The organism is Flexivirga meconopsidis (assembly GCF_026162425.1).
Lineage (GTDB): Bacteria > Actinomycetota > Actinomycetes > Actinomycetales > Dermatophilaceae > Flexivirga > Flexivirga meconopsidis.
Window position 1 is genome coordinate 273469 of sequence record NZ_JAOBQJ010000002.1, and the last position, 21387, is coordinate 294855.

Annotated in this window: 17 protein-coding genes; 12 read left to right on the forward strand and 5 right to left on the reverse strand. The window is 68.8% G+C overall.

Features of this window, described 5'->3' with window-relative positions; genetic code table 11:
- Positions 1-92: 92 nt before the first annotated feature.
- Genes N2M23_RS06720 through N2M23_RS06735 form a run of 4 tightly spaced genes read left to right on the forward strand, consistent with a single transcriptional unit; the run spans position 93 to position 3659 of the window.
- Positions 93-977, forward strand: coding sequence for an SIS domain-containing protein (locus N2M23_RS06720; protein WP_265444240.1), 885 nt, complete (start codon positions 93-95; stop codon positions 975-977).
- Positions 974-1900: an ROK family protein gene (locus N2M23_RS06725; protein ID WP_265444241.1), complete on the forward strand. Its 927-nt coding sequence runs from the start codon at positions 974-976 to the stop codon at positions 1898-1900. Before N2M23_RS06720 ends, N2M23_RS06725 begins: the two co-directional genes overlap by 4 nt.
- Positions 1897-2826, forward strand: a complete 930-nt coding sequence (locus tag N2M23_RS06730; RefSeq protein ID WP_265444243.1) for a 1-phosphofructokinase family hexose kinase — start codon at positions 1897-1899, stop codon at positions 2824-2826. Before N2M23_RS06725 ends, N2M23_RS06730 begins: the two co-directional genes overlap by 4 nt.
- The gene (locus N2M23_RS06735) at positions 2823-3659 is read left to right on the forward strand and encodes a class II fructose-bisphosphate aldolase (RefSeq protein WP_265444244.1); all 837 of its coding nucleotides are present in this window, start codon (positions 2823-2825) and stop codon (positions 3657-3659) included. Before N2M23_RS06730 ends, N2M23_RS06735 begins: the two co-directional genes overlap by 4 nt.
- Before the next feature lie 82 nt (positions 3660-3741).
- Here the strand turns inward: N2M23_RS06735 and N2M23_RS06740 are convergent, their stop codons facing one another.
- From N2M23_RS06740 to N2M23_RS06755, 4 genes are all read right to left on the reverse strand, one after another.
- Positions 3742-4533, reverse strand: coding sequence for a DeoR/GlpR family DNA-binding transcription regulator (locus N2M23_RS06740; protein WP_265444246.1), 792 nt, complete (start codon positions 4531-4533; stop codon positions 3742-3744).
- Between the two features lie 162 nt (positions 4534-4695).
- Positions 4696-4938, reverse strand: coding sequence for an RNA-binding protein (locus N2M23_RS06745; protein ID WP_265444248.1), 243 nt, complete (start codon positions 4936-4938; stop codon positions 4696-4698).
- Positions 4939-4942: 4 nt separating this feature from the next.
- Positions 4943-5671: a 30S ribosomal protein S16 gene (gene rpsP / locus N2M23_RS21120; protein WP_425270198.1), complete on the reverse strand. Its 729-nt coding sequence runs from the start codon at positions 5669-5671 to the stop codon at positions 4943-4945.
- Positions 5672-5849: 178 nt separating this feature from the next.
- Entirely contained in the window at positions 5850-7079 is a 1230-nt protein-coding gene (locus N2M23_RS06755; RefSeq protein WP_265444250.1) for a serpin family protein, read from the reverse strand.
- Between the two features lie 305 nt (positions 7080-7384).
- Here N2M23_RS06755 and N2M23_RS06760 point away from each other — a divergent pair, with 305 nt between their 5' ends.
- From N2M23_RS06760 to N2M23_RS06785, 6 genes are all read left to right on the forward strand, one after another.
- On the forward strand, positions 7385-8641 hold the full coding sequence (locus N2M23_RS06760) for a quaternary amine ABC transporter ATP-binding protein (protein WP_265444251.1): 1257 nt from the start codon (positions 7385-7387) through the stop codon (positions 8639-8641).
- Positions 8638-9543, forward strand: coding sequence for an ABC transporter permease (locus N2M23_RS06765; protein WP_265444252.1), 906 nt, complete (start codon positions 8638-8640; stop codon positions 9541-9543). The genes N2M23_RS06760 and N2M23_RS06765 overlap by 4 nt, the downstream gene beginning before the upstream one ends.
- A 14-nt stretch (positions 9544-9557) precedes the next feature.
- Positions 9558-10472 carry a glycine betaine ABC transporter substrate-binding protein gene (locus N2M23_RS06770; protein WP_265444254.1) on the forward strand — a complete coding sequence of 305 codons (915 nt, stop codon included), beginning with the start codon at positions 9558-9560 and terminating at the stop codon, positions 10470-10472.
- Positions 10473-10928: 456 nt separating this feature from the next.
- Positions 10929-11690, forward strand: coding sequence for an ArsR/SmtB family transcription factor (locus N2M23_RS06775; protein WP_265444256.1), 762 nt, complete (start codon positions 10929-10931; stop codon positions 11688-11690).
- A 461-nt stretch (positions 11691-12151) separates the two neighbouring features.
- Positions 12152-12628 carry a hypothetical protein gene (locus tag N2M23_RS06780; RefSeq protein ID WP_265444258.1) on the forward strand — a complete coding sequence of 159 codons (477 nt, stop codon included), beginning with the start codon at positions 12152-12154 and terminating at the stop codon, positions 12626-12628.
- Positions 12629-12919: 291 nt separating this feature from the next.
- Positions 12920-16474, forward strand: a complete 3555-nt coding sequence (locus N2M23_RS06785; RefSeq protein WP_265444260.1) for an ATP-binding cassette domain-containing protein — start codon at positions 12920-12922, stop codon at positions 16472-16474.
- A gap of 20 nt (positions 16475-16494) precedes the next feature.
- Here the strand turns inward: N2M23_RS06785 and N2M23_RS06790 are convergent, their stop codons facing one another.
- Complete coding sequence (locus N2M23_RS06790; protein ID WP_425270211.1) at positions 16495-18003, reverse strand: helix-turn-helix domain-containing protein; 1509 nt, start codon at positions 18001-18003, stop codon at positions 16495-16497.
- A gap of 181 nt (positions 18004-18184) precedes the next feature.
- Between N2M23_RS06790 and aceA the strand changes: the two genes are divergently transcribed.
- Positions 18185-19480, forward strand: coding sequence for an isocitrate lyase (gene aceA / locus N2M23_RS06795; protein WP_171154716.1), 1296 nt, complete (start codon positions 18185-18187; stop codon positions 19478-19480).
- A gap of 198 nt (positions 19481-19678) precedes the next feature.
- Positions 19679-21373, forward strand: a complete 1695-nt coding sequence (gene aceB, locus N2M23_RS06800; protein ID WP_265444263.1) for a malate synthase A — start codon at positions 19679-19681, stop codon at positions 21371-21373.
- Positions 21374-21387 lie beyond the last annotated feature (14 nt).

Consider the following 21387-nt stretch of genomic DNA (forward strand, 5'->3'; position numbering starts at 1 on the left):
GATGCACATAAATGAGCTAAAGTCGTCGTTACACGCATAAACAGTCAACCAGCGTCTCGTGTGATCGGGACCTTCACCAGCAAGGAGCACGCGTGTCCTACGTCGCAACCGAGATCGCCAGCCAGCCACAGGTCTGGGCGCAGGCGGCCGAGCTCGCCGCCGGCTCGCAGAGCGCGAACGCCATGCCTGCGCCGGGCGAGCGGGTGGCCGTCGTCGGTTGCGGGACCTCGTGGTTCATGGCCCAGTCGGCAGCGGTCTTGCGCGAGCAGGCCGGCCAGGGTGTGACCGACGCGTTCGCCGCCTCGCAGTTCCCGCTCGACCGACACTACGACCGGGTCGTCGCGATCACCCGATCGGGCACCACGACCGAGGTGCTCGACCTGCTGCGCCGACTCGGCTCGGAGCAACGTTCCACCGTGCTGACCACCGAGGCCGGCCACCCCGTGGTGCCGCTTGCCACCGACAACGTCCTGCTCGGCTTCGCCGACGAGCAGTCGGTCGTCCAGACCCGCTTCGCCACCAGTGTGCTCGCGTGGTGGCGGGCCGCACTGGGTGAGGACCTGGCTCCCGCCATACGCGATGCCGAGCAGGAGCTGGCACAGCCGCTGCCCGAGGATCTGCTCAACCGCAGCCAGTTCAGCTTCCTCGGCGACGGCTGGACCGTCGGCCTGGCCAACGAGGCGGCGCTGAAGCTGCGCGAGGCCGCGCAGGCCTGGACCGAGTCCTACCCGGCCATGGAGTTTCGGCACGGACCGATCAGCATCGTCGACGAGCGTTCTGCCGTATGCGCTTTCGGCCGCGTGCCGGAGGGTCTTGCCGATGACGTCGCGGCGACCGGAGCGCTCTTCGTCAGCTCCGACATCGACCCGATGGCACACCTCACGACCGCGCAGCGGCTCGCCGTCGGACTCGCCGAGGCGGCCGGCAAGAACCCCGACACGCCGCGGCACCTGACCCGCTCCGTGGTGCTGCAGTGAGCGGACCGCCCGCGGTGCTCGCTCTCGACGTCGGCGGCACCACGATCAAGTCCGCAGTCATCGGCAGCGATGGGGCACGGCAGCTCACCCGCACGGTGCCGACCCCGGTGGCCGATGGCCCGGCGAAGGTCGTGCAGACACTGCGTGACGCCGCCCGCAGCCAGGTCGCCGCAGCCCGCTCGGCGGATATCCCGGTGGCCGCGGTGGGCGTCGTCGTCCCGGGCATCGTCGACGCATCCCGGGGTGTCGCCCGCTACGCGGCCAACATCGGCTGGAGCGACGTGCCCCTGCGCGACCTGCTGCGCGACGAGCTCGGGCTGCCGGTCGAGGTCGGTCACGACGTGCGCGCCGCCGGCCTCGCGGAGGTGGAGTTGGGCGCCGCCGCAGATCTCACCGACGCCATGATCGTCGTGCTCGGCACCGGCATCGCCGGCGTGGTCGTGAGCGGCGGCACGATCGTGCAGGGGCATGCGGGCATCGCCGGCGAGATCGGGCACATCCCGGTCGGCAACCTTGAAATACGTTGCAATTGCGGCGCATTCGGCTGCTTGGAGATGTTCTCCTCCGCGCGCGCGGTGTCCCGGATGTATGCCGAGCGCACCGGCAGCACGCTGGGCGCCGACGAGATCGTCGCGCGGCTCGGGCAGGACGACGACGCCCGTCAGGTATGGCGCACCGCGACCGCAACCCTCGCCCGCGGACTGGTCTGCGCAGCCCTGCTGACCGACCCGCAGCGGGTCGTCCTCGCAGGAGGGCTGTCCGCCGCCGGGGACACGCTGCGCGATCCAGTCGCCGCCGCGTTCGCCGCCGGTATGCCGTGGCGGGACACGCCGGAGCTGGTGGTCTCGGAGCTGGCCGGAGCGGCCGGTCTGGTCGGCGCAGCGCTGCTCGCGCGGGACGCCGCAGGGAAAGGACCGGCGTGATCCTCGCAGCCTGCCCCAATCCGGCGCTCGACGTCACCTATCGCGTGGACCGTCTGGTGCCAGGCGAGTCGCACCGGGTGTCGCAGGTGCTGCAGCGCCCCGGCGGCAAGGGGGTCAACGTCGCCGCGGTGCTGCACGAGGCAGCCGCGTCGGTCACGGCGACCGGCATCGTCGGCGGCGCGTCAGGTGCCGAACTTGCCTGTGCTCTGGACGAACTCGGTGTGTCACACCGGTTTTCGCACGTCGCCGGTGCCACCCGCCGCACTGTGACGGTAGTCGCCGGCGACGAGGCGACGGTCTTCAACGAGCCGGGCCCGACGGTCGGCATCGACGAATGGCGCACGTTCACCGAGCTCTTCGCCTCACTCGCCCGCGACGCTGCCGTCGTGACACTGTCGGGCAGCCTCCCGGCGGGGCTGGCTGTCGATGCGTATGCCGAGCTGACCCGCCTGGCCCACGACCAGGGTGTGCCAGTGGTGCTGGACTGCTCCGGTGCGCCTCTCGTGGCCGCGTTGTCCGCCGGGCCCGACGTGGTCAAGGTGAACGCCGAGGAAGCCGGTGCGGCCGTCGGCCGGCCGGCTGGCACCATGAGCGAAACACTTTCAGCCGCACTCGAATTGCGTCATATGGGTGCCGCCGAGTGCGTCGTCACCCGCGGCGCGGAAGGCCTCGTCGCGAGCACGACCGCCGGCGACTTCGGGGTGACCACGGGCGTGCCGGTCGCCGGCAACCCCACCGGTGCGGGCGACGCATTCACCGCCGGACTCGCACTCGGCATCGAGCACGATGAGCACTGGCTGCGCCGGCTCCGGCTCGCCGCCGGCTGGGCCGCCGGTGCGGTCGCCCGGCCGACCGCCGGCAGCGTCGACCGGGCCGTCGCCGCCCACCATCAGACATCCCTCACCTTCCAGGAGATCACCGTATGACGCTCACGACGACCGCCGAACTCGTTGCCACCGGCGCGGATTCGGGCATGCCGGTCTTCGCGTTCAACATCGTCACCTTGGAGCACGCCGAGGCGATCGCCGCCGGCGCCACTGCGGCCGGTCGGCCGTGCATCCTGCAGCTGAGCCACAACACCATCGCCTTCCACGGCAACGACCCACGACCGATCACCGCCGCCGCCCTGGAGATCGCCCGCACCGCCGCCGTGCCGCTCGCCGTGCACCTGGACCACGTCACCGACCCCGAGCTGGCGCTGGCTGCGGCCGACCTCGGTGTCGGCTCGGTGATGTTCGACGCCGGTGCACTCCCCTACGACGACAACGTGCGACTCACCGCGGAGGTGACCGCCGCGGCACACGATGCGGGACTCTTCGTCGAAGCCGAACTCGGATATGTGGGAGGCAAACCCGATGCCCCGGCGAGCGCGCACGCCGCAGGTGTCCGCACCGATCCGGACGAGGCAGCGGCCTATGTCGCCGCGACGGGTGTCGACGCGCTCGCCGTCGCGGTCGGCAGCAGCCACGCCATGACCAGCAAGTCGGCGTCACTCGACCGTGCGCTGATCACCCGCCTGCGTGACGCCGCGCAGGTGCCGCTGGTGCTGCACGGCTCCTCCGGGGTGCCCGACGACGAGTTGCTCGCCGCCGTCCGCGCCGGGATGACCAAGATCAACGTCGGCACCGCCCTCAACATCGCCTTCACCGGCGCCGTTCGCTCCGTGCTGACCGGCACCGACAAGGTCGACCCGCGCCCCTACCTGCGCGCCGCCCGCGACGCGATGGCCGCCGAGGTGCAGCGCCTGCTCGAGCTGTGAGTAGCCGGCCGCCCCGCGCATCCCGTAAGCGGAAGGGCGGCTGACGTCACCACCGCTTACGAGACCAGCGCCTGCTCCGCGCTCAGGCCTGAATTACCTCTACGCCGGCCCGCTCGAAGTCGCGCACGGCACCCGTGTCCGCACCCTTGTCGGTGAGCAGCGCGTCGATGCCGGACGGAGGAGCGATCGTGCAGAACGCGCGTTTGCCGAGCTTGCTGCCGTCGGCGACGACCACGACCCGGCGCGCACGCGACGCCATCGCCTGGTTGATCTCGCCTTCGTCGTCATGACGGGTCGCGGCGCCATACTCGGCGGACACCGCATCGACCCCGAGAAACAGCAGGTCGATTGTCATGGAGTCGATGACCGGGCGGGCGAAATGCCCTACCAACTCGAAGGATTGGGGTCGGATCACCCCGCCGATCACCACCACCCGCAGCTGCGGCCGGACCGCAAGGTCGCTTGCGATGTTGAGCGCGTTGGTCACCACCGTGAGCGAAGTGAGCGCTCCCGCCTCGCCCTCGGCGATGTCCGCGCGAGAGGCGAGACTGCGCGCAACCTCGGTGGTCGTGGTGCCCCCGTTGAAGCCGACCACGGTGCCGGCCTCGATCATCTGCGCAGCGCGATCGGCGATGCGTCGCTTCTGGTCGGACTGGCGGGCGGTCCGATAGCGCACCGGCAGGCCGTAGCTCACCGAACCGCCGACCGCACCACCCCGGGTGCGCGAGACCAACTGCTGCGCGGCGAGTTCGTCCAGGTCCCGCCGCGCCGTCGCCGGCGACACCCCGAAGTCGGCGACCAACTGCTCGACATCGATGCTGCCGTCGTGTGAGATGCGTTCCAGGATCGCGGAGAAGCGTTCGTGCTTACGCATCTGTCACACCTTTCACAGACTTTGACGCATTTTGCACCACAGTGCACTGTTTGCGTCAGAAACTATCAGTTGGCTCGGTGCGACAGGTCCCCGAACGCAGAAGAGGTATGCCGCGAGCGACTGCTCGCGGCATACCTCTTCCTGAGTTTCGCGCCTAGCTCGTCATCGACGGTCGGTGTCGACGATGTCTACGCGGATGTTCTTGCCACCGGCCAAGGCCCGCATGACCTCACGCAACGCGGACGCGGTGCGCCCGGAGCGGCCGATCACGCGACCCAGGTCGTCGGGGTGCACTCGCACCTCGAGGAGGTCGCCCCCACGGCGGCCGTTCGCACGGCGCACCGTGACGTCGCCGTCGTGATCGACGATCCCCTTGACGAGGTGTTCGAGTGCTTCCTCCAGCAAGGGGTCAGCCCTCGGACTTGGCGCCCGGGGCGGCGAAGCCCGCGGCCTCGGCGGCCTCCGCGGTCTTGAACCAGACCTCGGCGACGGTCGAGTCGTACCACTGCGAGTCGGTCGTGTGGTACTTCATCGAGTCCTTGTTGCCCTTGACGGTGAAGACGGCCGGGTCGGGCGACGCGCCGTCCTCCAGCGGGGCGGCCGAGTCGGCGCCGTAGCCACCGTCGGCGATCTCCGCGCGGACGTCGGCCTTCGGCTCCTCGACCGGGACGGCGACCTCGTCGGCCTTGTCCTCGGCCGCAGCCTTGGCGTCGGCCGCTTCGGTCTTCTCCTGCTTGGCCTCGGCCTTCTTGCGAGCGGTGGTCGCGCCGCCCTTGCTCGTGTCGTCCGCGGCGTTCTGCGCGGCGGCGAGGGCCGCCTCGTAGAGAGCCTTCTTGTCCGGACGCGGTTCGGCGACCTTCAGGGTGCCCTCGGCACCCTTCTCGCCCTTGAACTTCTGCCAGTCGCCGGTCACCTTCAACAGCGCCGCGACCTGCTCGGTCGGCTGCGCGCCGACGCCGAGCCAATACTGCGCACGCTCGGAGTCGATCTGGATCAGGCTCGGGTCCTGCTTCGGGTGGTACAGACCGATCTCTTCGATCGCCCGGCCATCGCGCTTGGTGCGCGAGTCCATGACGACCACTCGGTACTGGGCGTTGCGAATCGCGCCGAGGCGCTTCAAACGAATCTTGACGGCCACGTTTGTGGTGTCTCCTTCAATTGTCAGGTGAGGCACGGCGAGACCGGGTGGGGAACACGCGGGGAGCCGTGACTCGGGGGTAGGCGTGTGCAGCCGGTGGATGAGAGGGCCCTCCGGGCACACAAGTACGCGCAAGCATTGTGCCAGAACGCCGCCCGGTTCCCCCAATCGAGCCGGGTCAGGCCGGTGTGGTCGGGTCGGCCACCTGTCCGAGGAAGAGCGGCGCCTTGGTCGTCGTGTCGTGTATGACGAAGAAGAACGCCCGGTCGACGTTGACCCGATCGACCATGCCGGGTGCCGCGACCGCCCCGACACCGACCCCGGTCGCCGCTGCCGCCTCGGTGCCGTACTGGTCGACCTTCACCACCGATTGATGGGCGACGCTGTTCACCCGTAGCTCGCCGGGCTTTCCGGCGATACCCGACAGGTCGGCGCCGTTGAACAGCGCGCGCACCCCGAGTCGTTGCAGAGCCGGCACCAGCGGACTGCGGGTGTCGAGCGCGAACCCAGGCAGGGACAGCATCACCACCCCGGCCGGCTTGGTCGCCAGCGCCTCCCGCAGCACGCCGGCCAGTCCCCCGCGGACCTTGCTGAAAGCACCCTTGTCCGGTAGCAGCACCGTCATCGCCATACCGTCGCCGATGTAAGGGATCGAGACCGACACCCAGCCGTCGCCGCGTGCCACGGCGTACTTGGAGGACGCCCGCAGGTATGGCGTCTGCACGGTCCTGCCCGAGGCGGTCGTGAACGCAGCCGGCGCCGACGGAGGCTTGAATTCCTTGGCCCACGCCGCCTTGAGGTAGAGCGCGTTGACGAGTTCGAGCCTGGTGTCCGCCGTGACGTCGCCCGGGCCGAGCAGGGCGGGAATGAGCCGGTGGGTCCGCTCGCTCACCCACGCGTTGATCGCGTCGCGGGCACCGGCAGCGTCCTGGGTGTAGTCGGCGAGGTGCACCTGAGCGGCATACCCGATGGCCAGCTGCCGGAGGAAGTCGCGGCTGACCTGCAAGGACTTGTCCGGCCACAGCGAGTTGGCGGCCTGGGTGACGATCGGCCCGTTATGCGCGCCCTTGCTGTTCGTGATCGCCTTGGCGACCGCGGCATCGACGGCGGTGATGTTGCCGGCCTGCCGCTGCTGGTCGCCGCCGAGCAGCGCGTCCAGCTGCGCCGACGTGCTGCCCCGCGCGCCGGCGTCGGTCATCGCCAGCGCCGAGTAGACCGAGTAAGGACTGATCGATCCGTTGCCCGTGGCGGAGATCTTGTCGTCGGCCAGAAACAGGTCGGCGCCGAACTTCGTCAGGTCGGCGCCCGCCGTCGCCGAGGGGCCCGGCGTCATACGGGCTGCCTGCACCGCGAGCACCCCGCCGGATGCCGACGGCTCCGGGGCCGGCGCTGCGCCGCTGGAACTCACTGGCGAACCTCCGTCCGAGCTGGAACTGCACCCGGCAAGCGCACCTCCGAGTGACATCAGTGCGAGCGCCTGCAGCGCCTGTCGACGGTTCATCATCGCCCCTCGCCTCGATCCATGTCGGCTGCCAACACTGAACAGGACGCACGACGGCCGCTGCGGGTTGCCAGTACGAACACCAGGTAACTGGCCGATAACGATCCCCACTGTCGATTTGGTGCGCCCCTCCGATGTGTGATCACGTGGAAGAACCGGCCGCACTGTGATCACTGGCCGGTTTCGTGATGATCGGTTGGAGGAATATCGACGTGCCCTTGCTCGAGGCGCAACATCTGTACAAGGTCTTCGGCAGACGACCCGGGGACATCGTTCGACGACTCGAGCAGGGGGAAGACGCCGGGGAGCTGCGCAAGCGGTATGACGTGACGCCCGCCGTCATCGACGCCTCGTTCGAGGTCAACGAAGGCGAGATCTTCGTGGTCATGGGCTTGTCCGGGTCGGGCAAGTCGACGCTGATCCGGATGCTCAACGGGCTGCACCAGCCGACGTCGGGTCACGTGAAGATCCTCGGCGAGGACATCAGCACGATGAGCGCCGCGCAGCTGCGGCAGGCCCGCCGCGACCACATCAGCATGGTCTTCCAGCACTTCGCGCTCTTCCCGCACCGCACGGTCGCCGAGAACGCCGCCTACGGCCTGCAGGTCAAGGGCGTTTCCGAGGCGGAGCGGCGCGAAAAGGCTTTGGAGGCACTGAAACTCGTCGGTCTCGACGGCTGGGGCGACCACAAGCCGGGTGAGCTGTCCGGTGGCATGCAGCAGCGGGTCGGCCTGGCCCGCGCGCTGGCCGCCGACACCGACATCCTGCTGATGGACGAGGCGTTCAGCGCACTCGACCCGCTGATCCGCCGCGACATGCAGGACCAGCTGATCGAGCTGCAGAACCAGCTCGGCAAGACGATCGTCTTCATCACCCACGACCTCAACGAGGCGATGCGCCTCGGCGACCGCATCGCGATGATGCGCGACGGCCGCATCGTGCAGGTCGGCACCGCCGAGGAGATCCTCACCGACCCGGCCAACGACTACGTGGCGCAGTTCGTCGCCGACGTCGACCGCACCCGGGTGCTTACCGCGCGCTCGATCATGGAGCCGCCCGTGGCCACGCTCGGCATGGGCCACGGCCCGCTCGCCGCGCACAAGCTGATGCGCGAGCACCAACAGCCCGGTCTGTATGTCGTGGGCCGCGACCGCGGTCTGCAGGGTTACGTCATGGAGGAGGACATCGTCGCCGCGCGAGGCGGTGGGGAGACGATCGCCGACCTGGTCAAGCCGATCGAGACGACCGTCCCGGCGGATGCGCCCGCGGCCGAGCTGTTCACGCCGGCCGCATCGGTGCGGCTGCCGCTGCCCGTGGTCGACCCCGACGGGAAGCTCGTTGGCGTCATACCCCGGGTGACGCTGCTGGCCGCCCTCGGCGCCGTTGATCCGACAGATCCTGCGGATCCTGTTGGCACACCTGACAATTCGACCGTCGAGCTCGACAAGACCACCGGAGGAGCCCGATGAGCACCGTTGTCCCGCGGATCCATCTCGGGGAGTGGATCGCCGACGTCGTCAATTGGTTGACGGACCACTGGTCAGGCTTCTTCGACGGCGTGGCCAGCATCGTCAACCACCTGGTCGACGGCATCCAGCACGTGCTGATGAACACCCCGATCGTGCTGCTGATCGTCATCTTCGCGCTGCTCGCGCTGTGGGCGCGTGGCTGGAAGGCCGCGGTCCTGGCGGCGGTCGGGTTCTGCCTGATCGACGCGTTCGGCGAATTCCCGAGTGCCATGCAGACCTTGGCCCAGATCATCGTGGCCAGCGTGCTGGCCATCGTGATCGCGATCCCGGTCGGCATCCTCGCCGCGCGCAACCGTCGCGCGTCGGCGGTGATCAAGCCGGTGCTCGACTTCATGCAGACGCTGCCGGCATACGTCTATCTGCTGCCGGTGCTCTTCCTCATCGGGCTCGGATCGGCGGGCGCGGTGCTGGCCACGATCATCTTCTCCATCCCGCCGGGCGTCCGGCTGACCGAGCTCGGCATCCGGCAGGTCGACGGCGAGATGGTCGAGGCCGGGCAGGCGTTCGGTGCGACCCCGAAGGAAGTGCTGCGCGGCATCCAGATCCCGCTGGCGATGCCGAGCATCATGGCCGGCGTCAACCAGGTGATCATGCTCGCCCTGTCGATGGTCGTCGTCGCCGGCATCGTCGGCGCACCCGGCCTCGGCCAGGACGTGCTGTCGTCCTTGCAGTCACTCGATGTCGGCGTGGGGGTCGAGGCAGGTCTGTCCGTGGTGATCCTGGCGATCTTCCTGGACCGCGTCACCGACGGATTCAGCAAGCGCGAAGTCGGCCTGCGCAGCGAAATCGACAAGCTGCGTCGGCGACAGGCCCGCGCGGCGGCCGCGACCGACGCGGCCTGAGGAGGAGAACGCAAATGGCTATCGAACTGGCGCCCAACCGGCGCACCCTGCTCGGCGGCATCGCCGCCGCCGGGATCGGGCTGGTCACCGCAGGCTGCACAACCGCCAACGACGAACGCAACGCCGGCGGTGGCGGCGGAGGTGGTGGCGGCAAGAAGCCGATCACGATCGGCTACATCGACTGGGACGAGGACATCGCGGCGACCTATCTGTGGCAGAAGATCCTGCAGGACAAGGGCCACAAGGTCACCCTCAAGCACGTGTCCGACGCCGGGCCGGTCTTCGTCGGTCTCGACCAGGGCCAGGTCGACCTCTACCTGGACGCCTGGCTGCCGGCCACCCACAAGACCTACTGGGACAAGTACGGCAAGAACCTCACCGATCTGGGTGTCTGGTACGACAGCGCGCCACTGACGATCGCGGTGCCGGACTACATGCAGATCGAGTCGCTCGACCAGTTGAAGTCGATCGGTTCGCAGGTCGGTAACAAGATCGTCGGCATCGAGGCAGGTGCCGGCCTGACCGCCGCCGCGAAGAAGATGATCAAGGACTATGGCCTGTCCGGGTGGCAGCTGCAGACCTCGAGCACCCCGTCGATGCTGGCGGCGCTGAAGAAGGCGACCGACGAGAAGAAGCCGATCGTGGTCACCCTCTGGCGTCCGCACTGGGCCTACAACGCGTTCCCGGTCAAGGACCTGAAGGACCCGAAGGGTTCGATGGGCAAACCCGACAGCATCCACTCGGTCGGCCGGAAGGGCTTCGAGAAGGACTTCCCCGACGTCGCCGCGATGCTGAAGAAGTTCCAGATGGACGACAAGACGCTGTCGCCGTTGGAGGAAGAGGTCGTCCAGAAGAACAAGGACGCCCCCATGGCCGGCGTCGAGGCGTGGTTGAAGGACAACCCCGACTTCGTGAAGTCGCTCGGCTGATCGATCCACCGCAACCACGAATCCCCCTGTTTTGCAGGGGGATTCGTGGTTTGTGCGGGGCTCCCGTCATACGGGGAGAAAAACCGGAGGCGTAACCGACTATTGCGTTCGAACGCAAAGGTTTGCGCGCTGGCGGCACGAGCAGTTGAGTGGCAGAGATCCACCGGATCCACGTGTCAGATCCAACGCCGTCGGTAACGTCGGTATCGAGGGGTTTGAACGCTATCGAGGGGAGCGATTCTGATGCTGCGTCTGCACTTCACCGCAGCGGACGTGGCGCGAGTGCGCATGGCGCCCTGCGCGTCGGCGTCCTGGGAGATGATCGCTTCCATTCAGGCATCACGCCGCGCCACCGCCGCGCACGTGTTCGATGACTGGCGACCCGCGGCAGGAAGCTCTGCTGCGCGCACACGCGCAGCAGACCTATATCGATTGATCCCCGCAACACGAGGAGTCGTGCCCGACTACCTCACGCCGTTCACTCATGCCAGCACGATGACCGCACTCGCTCCGTTGCTCAACGACACTGCAGCTGACCTCGTCCAGGAACAGCTCACATCGCTCCAGCTTGCTCCCGGCGCGCGCACTGCGGCCTGGTGGCGGCAACGTCGTGACCGCATCACCCGCGCGGCGATAGCCCACTGGTCAGACAGTCTCGCGCCGTACTGGACCCAAATCCGAGCCTGCGTGGCCACTGACCTCGAGCACCGCAGTCAAACGCTCGCCGCGGCCGGTGTCGAGGGGCTACTGACCACACTCGGCTCGGGCATCAGCTGGACCTACCCCACGCTGTCAATTCCGTGGTTCACCGACGTCGACCTGCCATTGTGTGGCCGAGGGCTTGTGCTCCAGCCGATCTACTTCGGCTGGAGGCACGCCCTCGTGCAGGACGACCCGGGCGAATCGACGGTGCTGGCCATCCCGGTCCACGAACACGTGCCCCTGAAATCGACGCCGCGCGCGCAACCCGACGAACTGCACGCCGTGCTCGGTCGCGCACGGAGCCGCATTCTCGGCCTACTCGCCAGCACCCCCGCGAGTACCAGCGACGTTGCACGCCACACCAGTATGTCGCCGGGCAACGCCAGCCGACACCTCAAAGCCCTTCGATACAGCGGCCTGGTCTCCTCCCGACGAACCGGGCAACAAGTCACCCACCAACTCACCGCCGCCGGGGCCGTGCTCTACCGCACGCAGACCCAGGAATCGCCCGCCTGATACCGAGCCCGGAGCCAAGATCAGAGCAGAAGAACGGAGCCTTCTGCGCTGAGCACGCGCGAACGGAACAGCGAATCAGTCTGAAATAAAAGGAGTTCCCGACATGACGGAACAACTCCCGCTTCATCGGCCATACCGCGCAGAGCGCAACCACCGTCTGCGTCGTCAACTCTGACGAGCGCGCGGGCAGGGGTAGGGGAAGGGGCCATCTTCGGGTGGAGGAGCCAAGTTGCGTTGCCGTCTCGCCCAGCCGCCGCGCTCGCGCGGTCTTGTAAGCCGGGGCGAAGCTGACGAAGGGAGGTCGCTCGTACATTTTGCGAGGGGTCAGGGGAACACACCTCGCATAATCCACGAAACTCATTGGAATGAAATGGAATTCAGCCATGCACCGTTCACGAAAATTGGTTGCAACAACCGGCGCGGCCGCGGTTCTGACCGCGGGCCTTATCGGCTCATCCAGCATGAAGCCGGCCGCGGCCGACATGCTCTGCGGATCCGACGGGGTCCCGACCATCTCAGCGAACCTCGGCACTTCGCCGATGGTCACTAAGAAGCCCGGCTACCACGTCGCCCTTGTGCCATACGCAAAGCACGATCCTGGGCTCGGGAACGCCGCAGACCTCGACCGACGGGTCCACCTGTGCTGGTACCGCTCCACTCAACGAGTCAGCATCGTGGTCAAACGCGATGTCGGCGCGGACGTCGGCATGACAATACAGCTCTACATCAAACGGGACGGCGATGGCTGGAGCCGTTGTTACGGACTCAGCACCCTCGGTCCAGGCCGAGGCAGCAAAGTCGTCTACCCGCTCTCGGGGTCGTCGTGTCAACTTCCAGCCCGGAGCACTGCCGGCCTGCGGATCACCGAATACTGGCGCACACGCTCCGGCGCGCTAGCGGAGGCACGTGCCGCACTCGACCTGCACCGTCACACCTGACCGGCCATGCCCGATATCGGACCCCGGGCGGACTGAACGATTCCCGAGGAGCCGGTTGGCGTCCGATGTCACGGCGGAGACCTTGACGCGGGACCAGTCGCAGCACCCCGGTGGCGCTTCGTCCTCGCGGCGCGCGCCCTTGGATCGCCTGGAAGGTCCAGTCCAGTACGCGGGACGTCAACCACGAATCCCCCTGTTCTGCAGGGGGATTCGTGGTTTGTGCGGGGCTCCCGTCATACGGGGAGAAAAACCGGAGGCGTATGTCGGCGCATCCGCGTAGCGTGACGACCGATGACCACCACGACCACCACCGCGACCTCGTCGGTCGGGGGAAACCACCCTGCCTCGCCCGCGCATGATCCCGCGCGGCGGGTCGACTGGCGACGGCTCAGGGGGCCGGTCGCACTGCTCTCGCTCGGTGCGATGTCGCTCGGCGCGATCGCCGTCGTGCTCGGCACCGTGATCGCCGGTCGGGTCGCGGCCGACCCGTCCCGGGGACTGGTCGTCGCGCTCGCGATCTGCGTCGTGGGTGGCGCACTGCTCGACACGGTCGGCAGGTTCCTCTGGGCGGGCGTCGTCGATCGTGCCGAGGGACGGTTGCGCGAGGACCTGCTGAGCGCGGCACTGCACCAGCCGCTCGACGCGCTGACCGAGCAGGCCGTCGGTGAGATCCTCGACCGGGTCGACGACGACACCCACGAGCTGGGTTCGCTTCTGCGCCAGGAGCTTTGGGCTGCCATGCGCACAGTCGTCGCGCTGATCCCGATGTGGATCGTCGCCGGTTTCACCTGGTGGCCGGCCTGGTTGCTCTTTCCGCTCATGGCTGGCGCAACCTTCTGGGTGGTGCGGCCACTGCTCGGCGAGATCGCCCGGCGCAAGGTCATCGAGGAGGCGGCCTGGACCGACCATGCAGCGGCACTCGAAGAGGGCATCGCCGGCGCCGATGACCTGCGGACCAGCCTCGGTGCGTCGTTCGCAGTGCGCCGGGTGAGCGAGCTGTCCGCGGCCATCCACGAAAAGTTCCGTCTCGTGGTCGAGCTGGAGCGCAACCTCGGGCTGCGCGCCGGCGTGCTGCTGCACGCGATGCTCGCCGCGGTCGGGGTCATCGGCGTCGTGCTGGTCAGCCGCGACGACCTGTCGATCGCCGCGCTGGTGACCCTCTTCCTGGTCACCACCACGTTCGTCGGGCAAATCGACCAGACCGCCCGTCACCTGCCCGAGATGCAGGCCGGCCTCGGCGCGCTGATGCGCGTGCGACAGATGATGGCGGTCGCTCCGGAGCCCGCCGGAGGAGCCGACCTGCCGGACGGGGCCCTCGACATACGGCTGGACGACCTGCAATTTGCTTATGCGCACGGGACGTTCGCCCTGAGCGACATCGACCTGCACGTGCCGGCCGGGCAGACGGTCGCACTGGTCGGCCGCACCGGTTCGGGCAAGTCGACCATCACTTCGCTGCTGTCCCGTGCGGTCGAGCCGCGTCCGGGGTCAGTCTTCCTCGGCGGCGTCGACGTCACCACCGTCGACCTGCAGCAGTTGCGGCGCGCGGTCGGTGTCGTCACTCAGCGCACCGAGATCCTCGCCGGCACGCTGGAGCAGAACATCACGCTGTTCGCCGACCGGCCGCGCGCCACCGTGCAGGCCGCGGTCGACGAGCTCGGTCTGACCGATTGGGTCGCCGGGCTGCCCGAGGGCCTCGACACCCTGCTCGGTCCGGGCGGCACCACCTTGTCGGCGGGCGAGGAGCAGTTGGTGTCGTTCGTCCGGCTGCTGGTGCGCGACGTGCGAGTGGTCGTGCTCGACGAAGCGACGGCACGGATGGATCCGCTCACCGAGCGCCGGGTGGTCGCCGCCGCCGAGCGCCTGCTGCACGGGCGCACCGGCGTGCTCGTGGCGCACCGGCTGAGCACGATCGACCGCGCCGACCTGGTCGCGGTGCTCGACCACGGGCGGTTGATCCAAAGCGGTCCACGAGCGGGTCTGGCACGGCAGCCCGGTCCGTTCCGCTCGCTGCTGGAAGCTGCCGGCACGAGCGACTCCCTTGACGCGCAGTCGGATTCGGCGGCTGATGACCCCGCCGACGACGACGGCGAACGGACCCAGCAAACAGTAGGTGCACTGCGTCGCAAGGGCACTCCACCGGTGCGCGACGCTGTCGGCGACGGCCCGTCGTTGGCTCGGAGCGTGGCCCATGCGCTGCTGGTCGTGCCGCGCTGGGGGTTGTTCTCGATCGGCCTGTTCCTCGGCTCCGCACTGCTCGGTTCGCTCGGCGCGGTCACCGGTCTGATCTGGGGACGCACCGTCGAACGCCTGCAGGACGGCGCCTCGGTGACCTCACTGACGATTGCCCTCGTGGTCAGCCTGATCCTGTCGCCACTGATGCTCGCCGAGGCGTTCCGCCGCTACCCGCGCTGGTGGATCGAGACGATGCTGCGCACCCGGATGGCCGTGCTCGTCGGTCAGACCCGGCAGCGGAGGCTGCCACGCAACCCGCCCGGCGAGGTGGTCGCACGGGCGATGGACGCCGACCGTTTCGCGCTCTACGCCGACCGGTGGGTCGACTTCGTCAACGGCCTGGTCATCGCCGGGGTGACCGCACTGATCAGCGGGACCGCGCTGGCAGGTCTCATCCTGCTCGCGGTGATGTTCTCCGCGGCGGTCGCGTCAGCGCTGGGTCGTCCGATCGCCGGCCGGTCGGCGGCCAAATCCTCCGCCGCCCGGGCCGGTTTCGGCCGCGCACTGGTGTCGGCGCTCGACTCGGCGCGCACGGTCAAGTTGGCGGCGCGCACCCCCGAGGTGCACCGACACCTGCGCCAGGTCGACGCCGGCCGAGTGCAGGCCGCGGTCTTCGAGCACCGCGTGCGAGCGGTGCTCGACGGCGTGCCGATCGTGCTGGTGCAGGTCGGCGTGGTCGCGGCCTGGGCGTCATACCTCGGCGGGGTGTGGGGCCTGGCCACCGCGATCCTGGTGGCGGGCGCGGTCACCGGGTTCGACTGGTTCGGCCGCGTCGCGGGCGCCGTCGTCACCGAGGCACCGGGCACCCGCGCGTGGCAGCGCGCCACCAGCCGCTTCGCCGCAGGTGCCGATCTGATGGCGCTGCCGGCGGGAGTCGACCTGACGACGGGTGCCGCCCCGGCGCCGACCACTCCCCCACGAAATCCGTTGCAGGAGCTGGAGCTTCGTGGTGTCAGTGCCGTGCATGACGACGGCACGATCGGGGTCAGCGACGTCGACCTCACCGTGCACCGCGGTGAGCTGGTGCTGCTGCTCGGCCAGGTCGGCTCGGGCAAATCGAGCCTGCTCGGCGCCCTCGCCGGTCTCCTGTCGTATGACGGGGCCGTGCGCTGGAACGGCGCTGACGTCGATGACCCGCAGACCTTCCTTCGCCCGTCGCACGTCGCGCTGGTCGGTCAGATCCCGCGGGTGCTGTCGGGCAGCTTCGCCGACAACGTGCAGCTCGGTCACGCCGAGCGCGCCTTCGACGAGCCGGTGTCGACCGCACGATTGGAGCCGGACATCGCCGAGGCGGGCGGGCCCGACGGCCTGGTGGGTCACCGCGGGGTGCGGCTGTCCGGTGGTCAGGTGCAGCGGCTCGCACTCGCCCGCGCCCTCGCGACCGACAGCGAGCTGCTGCTGGCTGACGATGTGTCCAGCGCGCTCGACGCCACGACGGAGATCGAGTTGTGGCGGGCGCTGCGCTCTCGTCATACGACGGTCATCGGCGCGACCTCCAAGCGCGCCGCGCTCGCCCAGGCCGACCGGGTCGTAGTGCTCGTCGAGGGCCGAGTCGCCGCGTCCGGCCCGTGGCGCGAATTGTCGCGCGACTGGGGCCACCTCGCCGGCTGACCCCCGCGCAACCCGACCGATCAGGACGGCGCGTGCCGCTCCAGGAAGCGGTAGACCTCGGTGTCGTCGACACCCGGGAAGACTCCGGGCGGCATCGCGGCCAGCAGGTGCGAGTGGACCCGGGCGGAGGGCCAGGCCTGCCCGGTCCAGCGCGAGGCGAGGTCGGTCGGCGGCTGGGTGCAGCAGCTCGGGTCCGGGCAGCGGGAGGTGGCGCGCTCGGTGGTCTCCCGGCCGCGCATCCATTTCACGTGCTGGTAGGGCACGCCGACGTTGACCGCGAAGAGCCCGTCGTGGGTGCGGTCGACCACCGCGGTGCACCAGTAGGTGCCCGACCGGGTGTCGGTGTAGCTCTGGAACGCCTGGGACAGGTCGGGCTGCTCGAAGACCCGGCGCGCGGTCCATGCCCGGCATACCCGCTGACCTTCGATCGCGCCCGCTGGGTCGACCGGGAACTGCACTCCGTCATTCTCGTAGGCCTTGTAGATCACGCCGTCCTGGCTGATCCGCATGAAATGCACCGGCAACCCGAGATGCCTCGTGGCCAGGTTGGTGAAGCGGTGCGCGGCGGTCTCGTAGGACACGGCATACGCATCACGCAGATCCTCGATCGCGATGTCCTTCTCCTCCATCGCGCGCCGCAGGAAGTCGACGGTCTCGCCCTCCGGCATCAACAGCGCGGCGGCGAAGTAGTTGATCTCGACCCGCTGCGACAGAAACTCCGCGTAGTCGGCCGGCACTTGGTGACCGAGCACCAGGTGCCCGACCGCGTGCAGCGCGAGGGACCGCGAATCATGTTGCCCTGCTTCGGGTTGCGGCAGATAGATGCGCTTGTTGTGCAGGTCGGTGACGGTGCGCGTCGAACCCGGCAGATCCGAGGTGTGCACGAGCTTGAAGCCGAGGTGCCCGGCGAGCCGGTCGACCGCCGCGCGGCTGATCGGACCGCCCGGGTGGTTGATCGACTTCAGCAGGTCGCCCGCCGCTGCCTCGATGTCGCCGAAGTAGTTGTCGGCCGCGCGCATCCGGTCGCGCAGCTCGGCATTCGCCCGGCGGGCGTGCTCCGGCGTCGCCGCCCGGTCGGCCTGCGCGGAGGCCATCGCCTCGTGCATCCCGACGAGCGCCTCGAGCGCCTCGGACGGCAGCCGCGGACCGATCTTGACCTTGGGCAGCCCGAGCGCCTCGTATGACGGCTGCCGCTGCGCCCGCTCCAGCCGGATCTCAAGCGCCGCGCGCCGGTTGGGCGGTGCGGTCGACAGCAACGTCGACAGGTCGGTGCCCAGCTCCTCCGCGAGCGCGGTCAGCACCGACAGCCGCGGCTCGCGCTTGCCGTTCTCGATCAGCGAGAGCGCCGACGCCGACATCCCGACAGCCTCGGCGACGTCACCGAGCGTGCGCCCGCCCTCCTGTCTTGTATGACGCAGCCTGCGGCCGATGGTCAGCGCGTCCGGGGAGGTGCCGGTCTGTTCCTTCACCGGCTCGGGCGCGTGCGGTGAGGTCAGGCGACCGGGATTGGCGGTGTCGACACTCGTCATACCGGCAGGATTGCGCTTCTTGACGCGCACCGCATCGGTCGATGGGGTTGAAACTCGGGCCATGTACCGACAATAACGCAAAAATTGCAAATCTTTACGTTCAAGATGCTGTTACTTGTGGGTTCCGTTCCCCCAGAGTGGTCTGCATCGACAGACCGCCCCGGAAAGGAACATGGGAGCCATGACTACCCAGCAGAACAAGCCGAGCATCGCCGAGCAGGAGACCGCTCTGCAGAACGACTGGCACAGCAACCCGCGCTGGGCCGGCGTCAAGCGCGACTACACCGCCGGGGACGTCATCAAGCTGCGCGGCTCCATCCAGGAGGAGCACACGCTCGCCCGCCACGGCGCCGAGGACCTCTGGAACAAGCTGCACACCGAGGACTTCGTCAACGCGCTCGGCGCGCTCACCGGCAACCAGGCCGTCCAGCAGGTCAAGGCCGGCCTCAAGGCGATCTACCTGTCCGGTTGGCAGGTCGCCGGCGACGCCAACCTGGCCGCCCAGACCTACCCCGACCAGTCGCTCTACCCGGCCAACTCCGTGCCGCAGGTGGTGCGCCGCATCAACAACGCCCTGATGCGCGCCGACCAGATCGAGTTCTCCGAGGGCATCCAGACCGTCGACGAGTGGCTGGTGCCGATCGTCGCCGACGCGGAGGCCGGCTTCGGTGGCCCGCTCAACGCGTTCGAGCTGATGAAGTCGATGATCGCCGCCGGTGCCGCCGGTGTGCACTGGGAGGACCAGCTCGCCTCGGAGAAGAAGTGCGGCCACCTCGGTGGCAAGGTCCTGATCCCGACCTCGCAGCACGTGCGCACCCTCAACGCCGCCCGCCTCGCCGCCGACGTCAGCGACGTGTCGACGCTGGTCATCGCCCGCACCGACGCCGAGGCCGCGACGCTGCTCACCGCCGACGTCGACGAGCGCGACAAGCCGTTCCTCACCGGCGAGCGCACCGCCGAGGGCTTCTACAAGGTCAAGAACGGCCTCGAGCCGTCGATCGCCCGCGGTCTGGCCTACGCCGAATACGCCGACCTGCTCTGGATGGAGACCGGCACCCCGGACCTCGAGGTCGCCAAGACCTTCGCGGACGCCATCCACGCCAAGTTCCCCGACCAGATGCTGGCCTACAACTGCAGCCCGTCGTTCAACTGGAAGAAGCACCTGGACGACGACACCATCGCCAAGTTCCAGCGCGAGCTGGGCGCGATGGGCTACAAGTTCCAGTTCATCACCCTGGCCGGCTTCCACGCCCTCAACTACTCGATGTTCGACCTGGCTCACGGCTACGCCCGCGAGCAGATGAAGGCCTACGTCGAGCTGCAGGAGAAGGAGTTCGGCAGCGAGGAGCGCGGCTACACCGCGACCAAGCACCAGCGCGAGGTCGGCACCGGCTACTTCGACCTGGTGTCCACCGCGCTCAACCCCGACAGCGCCACCACCGCGCTGAAGGACTCCACCGAGGCGGCTCAGTTCTGATCCCGAACTGACGCTTCTCTGGGCCTCGGTGACGAGGCCACCCCTACTCCCGGGTCTGCGCGGTCAACTGGCTCCGGCCGCGCAGACCCGGGGTCTTCATCCCCACGAAGTTCTCCGCTCGTTCCTCGCTCCGATACTTCGCGAGGGCCCCAAAACCCAAGAAATTCAAGGCAATTCGCACCGGAAAGGACACACGTCATGTGTGAAACGCACGGCACCCCGACAGTGCGCGGCGAGATGCACCCGCGCTTCGACGAAATCGTGACCCCGGAAGCTCTTGCCTTCGTAGCCACTCTCGACGGCGCCTTTGCCGGACGGCGGGCCGAACTCCTCGCCGAGCGCCGGCACCGGTCCAAGCAGATCAGCGCAGGGGCCGACCTCGACTTCCTGCCCGAGACCGCCTCGATCCGCGCCGACCCCACCTGGAAGGTCGCCGCGCCCGCTCCGGGCCTGGCCGACCGCCGCTGCGAGCTCGTTGCGCCGGCCACGCCCAAGATGGCCGTGCACGCACTCAACTCCGGCGCCAAGGTCTGGCTGGCCGACCTCGAGGACGCGACCGCTCCGTCGTGGCGCAACATCGTCGACGGCCAGATCACCCTGTATGACGCAGTCCGCGGCACCCTCTCCTACGAGTCCTCGGACGGCAGCACGCAGACCGTCGATGACAACCCGGCGACGATCGTGATGCGTCCGCGCGGCTGGCACCTCTGCGAGAAGCACGTGACGATCGACGGCCGGCCGATCTCAGCCTCGCTGTTCGACTTCGGCATCTACTTCTTCCACAACGCGCGCAAGCTGATCGAGAACGGCGCAGGTCCGTACTTCTACCTGCCGAAGATCGAGTCGCACCTGGAGGCGCGTCTTTGGAACGACGTCTTCGTGCTGGCGCAGGACCGGCTCGGCATCCCGCAGGGCACGATCCGCGCCACGGTGCTGATCGAGACGGTGCCCGCGGCATACGAGATGGACGAGATCCTCTACGAACTCCGCACGCACTGCAGCGGATTGGCCGATGGCCGCTGGGACTACATGTTCAGCTACGTGCGCACTTTCGCCCACCGCGGCAACGAGTTCGTGCTGCCCGACCGCGACAAGATCACCATGACGACTCCGTTCATGCGGGCCTACACCAAGCTGCTGGTGGCGACCTGCCACAAGCGGTGGACGCACGCGATCGCCGGTCCTGCCGCGGTCAACCCGACGCGGCAGGACGAGGAGTCGCGGCACCGCGCGCTCGCCCAGGTGCGCGCCGAGAAGGAACGTGAGGCCGCCGAGGGCTTCGACGGTTCCTGGGTGGCGCACCCGGCGGTCGTGGAGACCTGCCTCGCCGCCTTCCGCAGCGTGCTCGGCGACCGCATCGACCAGCGTTCGCTGCGTCAGGCGGTCGACGTGACCGCCCGCGACCTGGTGTCGCTGGACGGCACCGTGCAGACGATCAGCCTGCAGGGTGTGCGCACCAACGTGTCCGTCGCGCTGCGCTACCTGGCGTCCTGGGTCGCCGGGCGTGGCGCCGTCGCCATCGACAACCTGATGGAAGACGCTGCCACCGTTGAGATTTCGCGTGCGCAGCTGTGGCAGTGGCTCTACCACCAGTCGCAGCTGGCCGAGGGCCCGCAGGTGACCCGGGAGCTGCTGGACCGCGTCATCGACGAGGAGATGGCCAAGCTGACCCGCGGCCTCGACGACGAGGCGACCGGCCGCTACCAGGCGGCCCGCGAGGTGCTGGAGTTCGTGGCATTGGCCGACTACCTGCCGGGCTTCTTCACCAACTACGCCTACGTCCGCTACCTGACCGACCAGGCGTTGCGGATGAAGCCCACCAGCCGGGAGGACCTGCGTCAGTCCGAGCATGTCGCCACCCCGGCCGGCGCAGCCGCCGGCGCCGTCGCCTAACCCGGGCGCCGTCG

Bases quoted from the DNA above. Each gene is read 5' to 3' on its own strand.
- N2M23_RS06735 (WP_265444244.1), top strand. From the start codon at position 2,823: ATGACGCTCACGACGACCGCCGAACTCGTTGCCACCGGCGCGGATTCG.
- N2M23_RS06740 (WP_265444246.1), bottom strand. From the start codon at position 4,533: ATGCGTAAGCACGAACGCTTCTCCGCGATCCTGGAACGCATCTCACAC.
- N2M23_RS06765 (WP_265444252.1), top strand. From the start codon at position 8,638: ATGAGCACCGTTGTCCCGCGGATCCATCTCGGGGAGTGGATCGCCGAC.
- N2M23_RS06770 (WP_265444254.1), top strand. From the start codon at position 9,558: ATGGCTATCGAACTGGCGCCCAACCGGCGCACCCTGCTCGGCGGCATC.
- N2M23_RS06780 (WP_265444258.1), top strand. From the start codon at position 12,152: ATGAAGCCGGCCGCGGCCGACATGCTCTGCGGATCCGACGGGGTCCCG.
- N2M23_RS06785 (WP_265444260.1), top strand. From the start codon at position 12,920: ATGACCACCACGACCACCACCGCGACCTCGTCGGTCGGGGGAAACCAC.
- N2M23_RS06790 (WP_425270211.1), bottom strand. From the start codon at position 18,003: ATGACGAGTGTCGACACCGCCAATCCCGGTCGCCTGACCTCACCGCAC.
- aceA (WP_171154716.1), top strand. From the start codon at position 18,185: ATGACTACCCAGCAGAACAAGCCGAGCATCGCCGAGCAGGAGACCGCT.
- aceB (WP_265444263.1), top strand. From the start codon at position 19,679: ATGTGTGAAACGCACGGCACCCCGACAGTGCGCGGCGAGATGCACCCG.